The organism is Klebsiella pneumoniae (genome assembly GCF_000742135.1).
Taxonomy (GTDB): domain Bacteria; phylum Pseudomonadota; class Gammaproteobacteria; order Enterobacterales; family Enterobacteriaceae; genus Klebsiella; species Klebsiella pneumoniae.
Genome location: NZ_KN046818.1, coordinates 3,947,087 through 3,959,330, shown reverse-complemented (window position 1 = coordinate 3,959,330; position 12,244 = coordinate 3,947,087). Strand labels below are relative to the sequence as shown.

Genomic DNA, 12,244 nt, shown 5'->3' with positions numbered 1-12,244 from the left:
CGGCCTAAAAAGGCGGTCCGATTGGACAACGGCCCACAGTATAACCGAATCATTCTGTGATAACAGGTCTTGACAAAGGATTTTACGCAAACGATTGGCTCCGCATGACACAAGGCTTTGAGCAATAACGCCTCTCTCAGTATCAACGGATTTCTTTTCAGGTTTGTGATGCAAATTCTTCATGTTGTAACTGGATCGGGGGAATGTGTTAAAGAACCATTTACAACGCAGGGTTATTTCTTTAAGATGCATTTAAAATGCATCATTAAGATAACACATAAGGAAGCACGCTATGCTTGACGCTCAAACCATCGCCACGGTAAAAGCCACCATTCCCCTGCTGGTAGAGACCGGCCCGAAATTAACCGCCCATTTCTACGATCGTATGTTCGCGCATAATCCGGAGCTCAAAGAGATCTTCAACATGAGCAACCAGCGCAACGGCGATCAGCGTGAAGCGTTATTCAACGCTATTGCCGCCTACGCCAGCAATATCGATAACCTGCCTGCCCTGCTGCCGGCGGTGGAAAAGATCGCCCAGAAACACACCAGCTTCCAGATCAAACCGGAGCAGTACAATATTGTTGGCAGCCATCTGCTGGCGACCCTCGATGAAATGTTCAGTCCGGGCCAGGAAGTGCTCGATGCCTGGGGTAAAGCCTACGGCGTGCTGGCGAACGTCTTTATCGGCCGTGAAGCCGAGATCTATCAGCAAAACGCCAGTAAAACCGGCGGCTGGGAAGGGACCCGCGCGTTCCGCATCGTGAAGAAAACCCCGCGCAGCCAGCTTATCACCAGCTTTGAGCTCGAACCGGTTGATGGCCAGCCGGTCGCCGATTACCAGCCTGGCCAGTACCTGGCCATCTGGCTGAAACCGGAAGGCTTCGAATATCAGGAAATCCGCCAGTATTCCCTGACCCGCAAAGCGGACGGCAAAGGCTACCGCATTGCGGTTAAACGCGAGGAAGGCGGTCAGGTTTCCAGCTGGCTGCATAACCATGCCAGCGAAGGCGATGTGGTCTATCTGGCCGCCCCGGCGGGAGATTTCTTCCTTAACGTTAAGCCACAGACGCCGGTCACTCTGCTCTCTGGCGGCGTCGGGCAAACGCCGATGCTGGCGATGCTGGATGCGCTGGCGAAGAGCGGTCATCAGGGTCAGGTGAACTGGTTCCATGCGGCGGAAAATGGCGACGTTCACGCCTTTGCCGATGAAGTGAAGGCGCTCGGCGCGGCGCTGCCGGCGTTTACCTCTCACGTCTGGTATCGCACCCCGACAGAGGCCGACCGTCAGGCTGGACGTTTTGATAGCGAAGGTTTGATGGATTTAGCAGCAGTGGCGGACAATATTCGCGACCCGCAGATGCAGTATTATCTCTGCGGCCCGGTAGCGTTTATGCAGTTTGCAGCGAAGCAGCTGGTCGAATTAGGGATCAACAAAGACAACATTCATTACGAATGCTTCGGCCCGCATAAGGTGCTGTAAGCCCCGACGATGCGGGGATCTGTAGGCCGGGTAAGCACAGCGCCACCCGGCAATACTGCAGCGAGCGGCGAGCGTTAAATCGCCGCGTCGTCTTCTTCGCCGGTACGAATACGAATGACCCGCGCCACATCGAAGACAAAGATTTTACCGTCGCCGATTTTACCGGTCTGTGCGGTACGGATGATGGTATCCACACAGGTATCGACGATATCGTCGGTCACCACAATTTCAATTTTTACTTTCGGCAGAAAATCGACCATATACTCGGCACCACGGTACAGTTCGGTGTGCCCTTTCTGGCGGCCAAAGCCTTTCACTTCCGTTACCGTCATCCCGGTGATGCCGACTTCGGCCAGCGCTTCACGCACGTCATCCAGTTTGAAAGGTTTAATAATCGCATCAATCTTTTTCATGGGGTTCCTGTCTTAATCGCGTAACCGGTTGCTTACCGTATCATAACTTGCGCTATAGTGCGGAGCTACTCTTTAAAGTCGTTGGCGTCGAGCTCATGGCGCGACAGCAGCTTATAGAATTCGGTGCGGTTGCGCCCCGCCATCCGCGCGGCGTGAGTGACGTTGCCCTTGGTAATTTGCAGCAGCTTGCGCAGGTAGTTCAGCTCAAACTGATTGCGCGCCTCCACGAAGGTCGGCAGCGCCGTGTTCTCGCCCTCCAGCGCTTGCTCAACCAGCGCGTCGCCGATCACTGGCGACGAAGTCAGGGCCACGCACTGCTCGATCACATTCACCAGCTGGCGCACGTTGCCCGGCCATTTGGCGGCCATCAGCCGCTTCATTGCATCGCTGGAAAATGCCCGCACGAACGGCTTATGGCGATCGGCGGACTGACGCAGCAGATGGTTGGCCAACAGCGGAATATCTTCCGTGCGTTCGGAGAGCGGCGGTATTTTCAGGTTCACTACGTTGAGGCGGTAGAATAGGTCTTCACGAAACTCGCCGCGGGCCATCGCCTTCGGCAGGTCGCGGTGGGTGGCGGAGATAATCCGCACGTTGATTTCGATATCGCGGTTGCTGCCCAGCGGGCGCACCTTGCGCTCCTGCAGGACGCGCAGCAGCTTCACCTGCAGGGCGACAGGCATATCACCGATCTCGTCGAGAAACAGCGTACCACCCTCAGCGGCCTGGAATAATCCTTCACGGTTACTGACCGCGCCGGTAAAAGCGCCCCGCGCATGGCCAAACAGTTCGGATTCGAGCAGCTGTTCCGGCAGCGCGCCGCAGTTGATCGCCACGAACGGCTTATCATGACGCGGGCTGGCGTTGTGGATCGCCTGGGCGACGATCTCCTTCCCGGTCCCGCTCTGGCCATTAATCAGTACGCTGACATCCGATTGCGCCACCATTCCGGCCTGCTCAAGCAGGCGCAGCATCAGCGGGCTGCGGGTTACAATCGCCTGGCGCCAGGCTTCGTCGGTGGCCGGCGAGCGCTGCTCCAGCGCCTCATCAATGGCTTTATATAAGGCATCTTTATCGACCGGCTTGGTCAGGAAGCTGAACACCCCCTGCTGGGTAGCCGCCACGGCGTCGGGAATCGAACCGTGAGCGGTGAGAATGATCACCGGCATGCCGGGGTGGCCCTTCTGGATCTCGCTAAACAGCTGCAGGCCGTCCATTTCATCCATCCGCAGATCGCTAATCACCAGATCCACTTTCTCACGCCCCAGCACGCGCAGCGCTTCCGGCCCGCTCTCGGCGGTGACCACGCTGTAGCCTTCGCTGACCAGGCGCATGCCCAGTAGCTTCAACAGTCCCGGATCGTCATCCACCAGCAGTAAACGCGCCGGTTTACGGATCGTCATGGATCACCTCCGGCACTTTTTCGCTGCCGAAATTGCCGCCCGGCTTGCGGCTGGAGAGCTGGCGTTCGATATCCGTCAGGTTCTCCAGCTTGCGGGTGGTCAGCTCCAGCTGCTCGCGCAGCGCCAGCTCCTGCTGACGCAGTGTCTCCAGTTCGCTATCGCTGGACTGCTGAAGCTTCGCGTAACGGGCACGCTCTTCCACCAGCTGCAGCTGACGGGTCTGGCCGTCGCGCCAGAGCTGATACAGCGGGCGGACCTGAACGGCGATTTGCGGGCTGAAGGTATCGAGACGCGCCACCAGGTCGCGGCGCTCCTCAGGGGTAATTTTAGCATCAGCAAGCAGGATGCCGCGACGGAACGCGTCCTGCCAGCTGTCGTCGGTATGGCGTTTCGCCTCCGCCCGCGCCTGCGCCGGCGCGAGGCGATCGGCACAGTCAATGCCCCGCAGCCAGTAGAGGGGATTTTTGTCGCTGGCATCGCTACTGTGCGCCCAGATATCCGCGCAGTCTACCGCGACAAAATCGGCCACCTGATGCTGCGCCTGCCCGGGGGCGGCGGTACCTTCCGCGGTATGCGGTGAAAAGCCGGCGGAACACCCCGCCAGCGTCAGACAAGCAATGCCTGAAAGCAGCCATCCGCTGAGGGAACGGCGCCAGGCCAGGAATTGGGACATAGTTCCCCGATATCGATTCATAAGTTGGATTATTCCGGCGCTGAGGGAAGCGTAATGCGAAAACAGACCTGCCCGGCGGGCGCATCAACTAAGCTGAGCTCCCCTTGCATCTGCCGGACGCAGTCGCGGGCGATACTCAACCCCAGTCCACTGCCCTTAACGGCCCCTTTACGCTGGTGACTCCCCTGGTAAAAAGGCTCGAATATCATGTTTTTTTCCGCGGCCGGGATCGGTTCGCCGCTGTTGGCGACATCAATACGCACCTGATCTCCGTGCCGGTAGCTATGGATACGGATGTTACCGGATTCAGAACCATAGTGCACCGCATTGGAGTAGAGATTATCCATTACGCTTATCAATAGCGCAGGCTCTGCCAGGCAACGCCGCGCCTGCAGCGTCAGTTCGGTATGCATCAGTTTAGCCCGCGCGGGCAGGCTGTGCGCCGCCACGACGTTTTCCACCAGTTCCACCAGGTCCACCGCTTCGCGAGCCACCGGGCCGTCGGCCTGTTTTCGGTTATAGTCCAGCAGCTGTTCAATCAGCTTTTGCAGGTTACGGCTACTGCTGTCGAGGATCTCGACAATCTCCTGCTGCTCAGGGGTCAGGGGCCCCGCGACCCGGTCGGCCAACAGCTCGGTACCTTCACGCATACTGGCCAACGGGGTTTTCAGCTCATGCGACAGATGGCGAAGAAATTGATGCCGCTGCGACTCCAGCCACGCCAGGCGCTCGCTGAGCCAGATGATGCGCTTGCCCACCGATCGCAGCTCGCGCGGGCCGGTAAACAATGCGGCGTCGTCCAGCGACTTTCCTGCCCCCAGCTGATTGATCATTCTTTCGATGCCTTTCACCGGGCCGATAATCATGCGGGTGAAGAGTAGCACCAGCGCCAGGCTCAGCAGAAACAGCACCAGCGCCTGCCAGCCGAAAAACTGGCCGCGTTCGGCTATCTCCTGCTGCAGCTGTTGGCCACGAGAATAGACGACCGCCCGGGTCGCCTGCACCATATCGCTGTTATTACTGGCGAAAACTTCCAGTCTGGCGGCTGCCTGGGCATCGGGTCCGCTATTTTTACACTGCAGCTGCGCCAGATCGCTGACATCCTGACGCAGCGCCTGCCAGAGCTTCTCGTCCGGCAGCACGCCGGCGTGGGCGTCCAGCATCTGGCTGTAGCGCTGCCGCTGGTTTTGATAGACGCGCGCCAGCGTCGGATCGTCCAGCACGCAGTACTGGCGATAGCTGCGCTCCATCTCCAGTGCGGCATTGATCATCGCCTCGCTGCGTCGGGCGTCGACCAGGGTGGTACGGTTAATATGCGCCGCCTGGGCGCTGAGGGCGTTCAGGCTCTGCCAGGCCTGCCAGGCCAGCACCAGCAATGGCAGCAGGATCAGCACAAAGGAGAGCGTCACCAGCTGACGCAGCGAACGGGGGAAAAGAGAGAGTCGCTTCAAGGATGTTGTCTCAATCATTAGCTCTGGTCGATGCTAACTGAGGAGCGCGCCGGAGAAAAGCGCTACCGCTGGTTACTGCGCCGCAGAAACAACAAAGCCAGGCGCAAGGCCTGGCTTTGTTCAGGAATGAGGCGGTGCCTTACTCGACGTTTCGCCCGATGTCTGATAAAGCCAGGCTGTTATCAGGAGTTGGACGGCAGGCACCTGTTTGTGCGTCATTCGAAGTTTATGTAGCGCGTCCCGAAGGGGCTGACATAAGAAGGTGAATGAGCCACTGGTTAATATTATGCATGAACTATGCCAGCTCTCAAAACATTTTATTAACATACTGATATATATGACATTAACCGCAAGAACAGTCGAACTACCTCTGTTTATTTTTCACCCGCGTTGTCGCTATTTAGCGACACCAAATAGGCTACCGATTACTCATCATTTAAATCAATAACTTAAGTGTCGCCTATTGACGACACTGCAATGTCGCAGTTGTCGGCAATTCCCGACACCCTGGCGTGCCGACCATCACAGATAAAAAAAAGCCCCCTGTCAGGCAGGGGGCTGATACGTTCGCGTGAAGCGCGGCGGGAAGATTAACCCAGCTGTTTACGCGCGTTACGGAAGATACGCATCCACGGGCTATCCTCGCCCCAGTTCTCCGGGTGCCAAGAGTTGCTTACGGTGCGGAAGACGCGTTCCGGGTGAGGCATCATGATGGTCGCGCGCCCGCTTTCGCTGGTCACCGCGGTGATACCGTTCGGGGAACCGTTCGGGTTCGCCGGATAGGTTTCGGTCACTTTGCCGAAGTTATCCACGAAGCGCAGCGCCACCAGACCTTTGCTCTCAAGCTGAGCCAGATGCGCGCTGTCGCGCACTTCCACCTGACCTTCGCCGTGGGAGACCGCAATCGGCATCCGTGAGCCAACCATGCCTTCCAGCAGCAGGGATGGGCTTTGCGTCACTTCCACCAGGCTAAAGCGCGCTTCAAAGCGGTCAGACTGGTTGCGCACAAAGCGCGGCCACAGGTCGCTGCCCGGGATCAGCTCGCGCAGGTTGGACATCATCTGACAGCCGTTGCACACGCCGAGCGCCAGCGTCTGCGGACGATGGAAGAAGGTCGCGAACTCATCGCGCACGCGCTCGTTGAACAGAATCGACTTCGCCCAGCCCTCGCCCGCGCCCAGCACGTCGCCGTAGGAGAAGCCGCCGCAGGCTACCAGGGCATGGAAATCGCCCAGACCGGTCCGGCCGGCCAGCAGGTCGCTCATATGCACGTCGATGGCGTCAAAGCCGGCACGATGGAAGGCGGCCGCCATTTCAACGTGGGAGTTCACCCCCTGCTCGCGCAGGACGGCCACTTTCGGCCGCGCGCCGGTGGCAATGTACGGGGCGGCGACGTCGTCGTTAATATCAAACGAGAGCTTCACATTGAGGCCCGGGTCGGCATCATTGGCTTTCGCCTCATGCTCCTGATCGGCGCAGGCCGGGTTGTCGCGCAGACGCTGCATCTGCCAGGTGGTTTCCGCCCACCACATGCGCAGCGTGGTGCGGCTTTCGCTGAACACCGTCTGACCGCCGGCGGTCAGCACGAAGCGATCGCCCTCAACCGCTTTACCGAGGTAATGCACGCAGTCCGCCAGGCCGTTAACCGCCAGAATGGCTTCCACCGCCTCACGGTCTGCGGCGCGGACCTGAATCACCGCCCCCAGCTCTTCGTTGAACAGCGCGGCCAGATGGTCGTCGCCCAGCGCGGCGATATCCGCTTCCACGCCGCAGTGGCCGGTAAAGGCCATTTCCGCCAGGGTGACAAGCAGACCGCCGTCGGAGCGGTCGTGGTAGGCCAGCAGTTTACGCTGCGCCACCAGGGCCTGCATCGCATTCCAGAAGCCTTTCAGTTGCGCGACATCGCGCACGTCAGCCGGCTTGTCGCCGAGCTGGCGATAGACCTGCGCCAGCGCCGTCGCGCCCAGCGCGTTGTGCCCTTTACCGAGGTCGATCAGCAGCAGGGCGTTATCTTCCGTCGAAAGCTGCGGCGTGACGGTATGACGGACATCTTCGACACGGGCGAAGGCAGAGATGACCAGCGACAGCGGAGAGGTCATCTCGCGCTGCTCGCTGCCTTCCTGCCAGCGGGTTTTCATCGACATCGAGTCTTTACCGACCGGAATGGTCAGGCCCAGCGCCGGGCACAGCTCTTCGCCCACCGCTTTCACCGCCTCATACAGGCCAGCGTCTTCACCCGGGTGGCCGGCGGCGGCCATCCAGTTAGCCGACAGCTTCACGCGGTTCAGCTCGCCAATCTGCGTGGCGGCGATGTTGGTCAGCGCTTCGCCGACCGCCAGACGGCCAGAGGCCGCGAAGTCCAGCAGGGCGACCGGAGCGCGCTCGCCCATCGCCATCGCTTCGCCGTAGTAGCTGTCGAGGCTGGCGGTGGTCACCGCGCAGTTGGCCACCGGGATCTGCCACGGGCCGACCATCTGGTCGCGGGCGACCATACCGGTCACGGTGCGGTCGCCGATGGTCACGAGGAAGGTTTTCTCGGCCACCGTCGGCAGATGCAGAACGCGGTTAACCGCATCGGCAAGGGTAATCGGTTGGCGATCCAGCGCGCTACCCTGAGCTTTCAGAGTCTGCACGTCGCGGGTCATTTTCGGCGTTTTGCCGAGCAGGACGTCCAGCGGCAAGTCGATCGGCTGATCGTTAAAGTGGCTGTCGCTCAGGCTCAGATGCTGCTCAGCGGTAGCTTCGCCGATAACGGCATAAGGCGCGCGCTCGCGGCGGCACAGTTCGTCGAACAGCGGCAGCTGCTCCGGGGCGACCGCCAGAACATAACGTTCCTGCGATTCGTTACACCAGATCTCCAGCGGACTCATCCCTGGCTCATCGCTGAGAATATCGCGCAGCTGGAATTTACCGCCGCGGCCGCCGTCGCTCACCAGCTCCGGCATAGCGTTGGAGAGACCGCCGGCGCCAACGTCGTGGATAAAGAGGATCGGGTTGGCGTCGCCCAACTGCCAGCAGCGGTCGATCACTTCCTGACAGCGGCGCTCCATTTCCGGGTTGTCACGCTGTACGGAGGCGAAATCGAGATCGGCATCGGACTGGCCGGAGGCCATAGAAGACGCTGCGCCGCCGCCGAGGCCGATGTTCATCGCCGGGCCGCCCAGCACGATCAGCTTCGCGCCGACGGTAATCTCGCCCTTCTGCACGTGCTCACCGCGGATGTTGCCGATACCGCCGGCCAGCATGATCGGTTTGTGGTAGCCACGCAGCTCTTCGCCATTGTGGCTGGTGACTTTCTCTTCATAGGTGCGGAAGTAGCCGTTCAGCGCCGGACGACCAAATTCGTTGTTAAACGCCGCGCCGCCCTGCGGGCCTTCGGTCATGATGTCCAGGGCGGTGACAATGCGATCCGGTTTACCGAAATCTTCTTCCCACGGCTGTTCGAAGCCCGGGATACGCAGGTTGGAAACCGAGAAGCCCACCAGGCCCGCTTTCGGCTTCGCGCCGCGGCCGGTGGCGCCTTCATCGCGGATTTCGCCGCCGGAGCCAGTTGCCGCGCCCGGCCATGGAGAGATGGCCGTCGGGTGGTTATGGGTTTCCACCTTCATCAGAATGTGCGCCGGCTCCTGATGGAAGTCGTAGCGCCCGGTCTGATGGTCGGCGAAATAGCGCCCGACTTCAGACCCTTCCATCACCGCGGCATTATCTTTATAGGCCGACAGCACGTAGTCCGGCGTTTTTTCAAAGGTGTTTTTGATCATTTTGAACAGCGACTTCGGCTGCTGTTCGCCGTCGATGATCCAGTCGGCGTTGAAAATCTTGTGGCGACAGTGCTCTGAGTTCGCCTGGGCGAACATATACAGCTCGATATCGTTCGGGTTGCGTCCCAGGCGGGTAAACGCATCCTGCAGGTAGTCAATTTCGTCGTCGGCCAGCGCCAGACCCAGACGGAGGTTGGCGTCAATCAGCGCCTGACGCCCTTCGCCCAGCAGGTCGACGCTGGTGACCGGCGTCGGCTGATGGTGAGCAAACAGCTTCTCGCCCGCTTCCAGCTCGTCGAAGACGCTCTCCATCATGCGGTCGTGCAGCTCCGCCGCCACCGCGGCCCACTGCGCTTCGGTCAGGGTTGAGGCTTCAACGTAATACGCCACGCCGCGCTCAAGACGCACAACCTGCGCCAGACCGCAGTTGTGAGCGATATCGGTAGCTTTAGAAGACCAGGGAGAGATGGTGCCAGGGCGAGGGGTCACGAGCAGTAATTTACCGGTCGGGGTATGGCTGCTTAAGCTCGGGCCATACTGAAGCAGTCGCGCCAGGCGCTCGCGATCGTCAGCGCTCAGCGGGGCATTCAGATCGGCAAAATGAATATATTCGGCATATATGGCGCTTACCGGAAGGTTGGCCGCCTGAAATCGTGCCAGCAGTTTATTAATACGGAATGCCGACAGTGCAGGTGAACCACGCAAAATTTCCATCATAAGTCTCTCGTCTTCGAAGCTTTCAGGGTGAGCCAGGGGGGGAAACGGGCGTCATTATAGTGAATCCTGCGCCCCGACGAAACCGTTTGCGTAGAAATAAAATCATTGATGCTGTTTATCAATAAATGTGACGACCATCGCGAATAAGTTGCCAACTGGCGCATTATTAAGCAGAATGCCGCACATTCGACGACAACCTTGCGTTTTTTCCGGACATCGCCTGCTGAGGAACCTGAAGCTGCAGAAGATTAACTCTCTGAAAAAATTAAAGATTAATTATCTGCTGATCGGCATTGTCACCCTTTTGCTGGCGGCGGCCCTGTGGCCGTCGATCCCCTGGTCTGGTAAACCCGAGAACCGGGTGGCGGGCATTATCGCTCGCGGCGAGCTGCGCATCAGCACTATCAACTCGCTAATGACCTTCGCCACCATGAACAATAAAGCGTTCGGTCTGGATTATGAACTGGCGAAGCAGTTTGCCGACTACCTTGGCGTAACGCTTAAGATAACCGTCCGGCAAAACATCAGCCAGCTGTTTGACGACCTCGACGACGGTCAGGCCGATATGCTGGCCGCCGGACTGGTCTATAACCAGGAGCGAGTGAAAAACTATCAGGCCGGCCCCACCTACTATTCTGTTTCGCAACAGCTGGTCTACCGCGTCGGCAATACCCGGCCGCGCACCCTCGCGGCGCTGACCGCCGAGCAGCTCACTATCGCTCCGGGCCACGTGGCGATCAACGACCTGCAGACCTTAAAAGCCGAGAAATACCCGGATCTTGCCTGGCGCGTGGACGAAAAACGCGGTACCACGGCGCTGATGCAGGCGGTGATTGACGGTAAACTTGATTACACCATCGCTGACTCGGTGGCCGTCAGCCTGTTTCAGCGCGTCCATCCGGAGCTGGCGGTGGCCCTCGATATCACCGACGAACAGCCGGTCACCTGGTTTAGCGCCCGGGACGACGATAATTCGCTGTCGGCGGCAATGCTTGATTTCTTCAACAACATCAATGAAGACGGCACCCTGGCGCGCCTCGAGGAGAAATACCTCGGCCACGGCAACGATTTCGATTATGTCGATACCCGCACCTTCCTGCGCGCGGTGGAAAATATTCTTCCGGAGGTGCAGCCGCTGTTTGAAAAATACGCCCGCGAGATTGACTGGCGCCTGCTGGCCGCCATCGCCTGGCAGGAATCCCACTGGGATCCGCAGGCCACCTCCCCCACCGGCGTGCGCGGTATGATGATGCTCACACGCAATACGGCGCAAAGCCTGGGTCTAACCGACCGCACCGATGCGGCGCAGAGTATCGACGGCGGCATGCGCTACCTGCAGGATATGATGGATAAAGTGCCGGATTCGATCCCGAAAGATGAACGCATCTGGTTTGCGCTGGCCGCTTATAATATGGGCTATGCCCATATGCTGGACGCCATGGCGCTCACCCGCAAACAGAAAGGCAATCCTAACAGCTGGGCGGACGTTAAGCTGCGTTTACCGTTGCTGAGCCAGAAACCCTATTACAGCAAACTAAAATACGGCTATGCCCGCGGCCATGAGGCCTACGCCTATGTGGAAAACATCCGCAAATATCAGATAAGCCTTGTCGGCTATTTGTCAGAGAAGGAGCGCCAGCAGCAGCAAACGCTGGCCCTGGCGGAGGATTACCCGGCCGTGCTCCCCAATGAGCTCGAACAGCCGCAGGAGACCACCCTGCCCTTTTTCAAGTTTCGCGCCGATAAGCAGATGGATAATGCCCGGATGAAACTCCCCGGCCACCTGTATTAACTTTCCCCAGTCTGCTCCCGGGCTTTCTTCAGCGCTTTTTTCTCTTCCCGCCGCCAGCGGAAGAAGTCGCTCAGCATGGCAGAGCAGGACTCTGCCAGCACGCCTTCGCTAATCTCAACCCGATGGTTCATTCCCGGGTGGTGCAGAACATCCATCAGCGAGCCGGCGGCGCCGGTCTTGGCATCCCTGGCGCCAAACACCAGGCGGGCGATACGGCTGTGCACCATCGCGCCCGCGCACATGACGCAGGGCTCGAGGGTCACGTACAGCGTGGCGTCGATCAGGCGGTAGTTTTGCAGCACCAGTCCGCCCTGGCGTAAGGCCATAATCTCCGCATGGGCGGTGGGGTCGTGACGGCCTATCGGCCGGTTCCAGCCCTCGCCAATGACCTGATTGTTATGCACCAGCACCGCGCCCACCGGCACCTCGCCCTCTTCCCAGGCGCGTTTCGCCAGCGTCAGGGCATGACGCATCCAGTATTCATCATTGAGTTCGAGGTCAGACACAGCGGCCACTCCAGCAGAAAAAGCGGGGCGCATTATACATGGGCG

The 12,244-nt window shown here is 59.4% G+C and carries 8 protein-coding genes; 2 read left to right on the top strand and 6 right to left on the bottom strand.

Features of this window, described 5'->3' with window-relative positions:
- Nucleotides 1–292 precede the first annotated feature (292 nt).
- Complete coding sequence (gene hmpA / locus DR88_RS06930) at nt 293–1,483, top strand: NO-inducible flavohemoprotein (RefSeq protein WP_002914028.1); 1,191 nt, start codon at nt 293–295, stop codon at nt 1,481–1,483.
- Nucleotides 1,484–1,557: 74 nt separating this feature from the next.
- Here hmpA and glnB read toward each other — a convergent pair whose 3' ends face one another.
- The 5 genes from glnB to purL form a co-directional block, all read right to left on the bottom strand.
- The gene (glnB, locus tag DR88_RS06935) at nt 1,558–1,896 is read right to left on the bottom strand and encodes a nitrogen regulatory protein P-II (protein WP_002914032.1); all 339 of its coding nucleotides are present in this window, start codon (nt 1,894–1,896) and stop codon (nt 1,558–1,560) included.
- Between the two features lie 65 nt (nt 1,897–1,961).
- Nucleotides 1,962–3,299, bottom strand: coding sequence for a two-component system response regulator GlrR (glrR, locus tag DR88_RS06940; protein WP_004149357.1), 1,338 nt, complete (start codon nt 3,297–3,299; stop codon nt 1,962–1,964).
- On the bottom strand, nt 3,286–3,972 hold the full coding sequence (qseG, locus tag DR88_RS06945) for a two-component system QseEF-associated lipoprotein QseG (protein WP_002914033.1): 687 nt from the start codon (nt 3,970–3,972) through the stop codon (nt 3,286–3,288). The genes glrR and qseG overlap by 14 nt, the downstream gene beginning before the upstream one ends.
- 29 nt (nt 3,973–4,001) lie before the next feature.
- Nucleotides 4,002–5,423 carry a sensor histidine kinase gene (locus tag DR88_RS06950; protein ID WP_025860528.1) on the bottom strand — a complete coding sequence of 474 codons (1,422 nt, stop codon included), beginning with the start codon at nt 5,421–5,423 and terminating at the stop codon, nt 4,002–4,004.
- Nucleotides 5,424–6,013: 590 nt separating this feature from the next.
- The gene (purL, locus tag DR88_RS06955; protein WP_004149360.1) at nt 6,014–9,901 is read right to left on the bottom strand and encodes a phosphoribosylformylglycinamidine synthase; all 3,888 of its coding nucleotides are present in this window, start codon (nt 9,899–9,901) and stop codon (nt 6,014–6,016) included.
- A gap of 175 nt (nt 9,902–10,076) precedes the next feature.
- Between purL and mltF the strand changes: the two genes are divergently transcribed.
- Nucleotides 10,077–11,693 (top strand): membrane-bound lytic murein transglycosylase MltF, encoded by a 1,617-nt coding sequence (gene mltF / locus DR88_RS06960; RefSeq protein ID WP_025860523.1) that lies wholly within the window; start codon nt 10,077–10,079, stop codon nt 11,691–11,693.
- On the opposite strand, the gene tadA is transcribed toward mltF, so the two are convergent.
- A complete protein-coding gene (gene tadA / locus DR88_RS06965) occupies nt 11,690–12,199 on the bottom strand; it encodes a tRNA adenosine(34) deaminase TadA (RefSeq protein WP_004180920.1) in 510 nt (169 codons plus the stop codon). The two genes, mltF and tadA, sit on opposite strands and share 4 nt — an antisense overlap.
- Between the last annotated feature and the right edge of the window lie 45 nt (nt 12,200–12,244).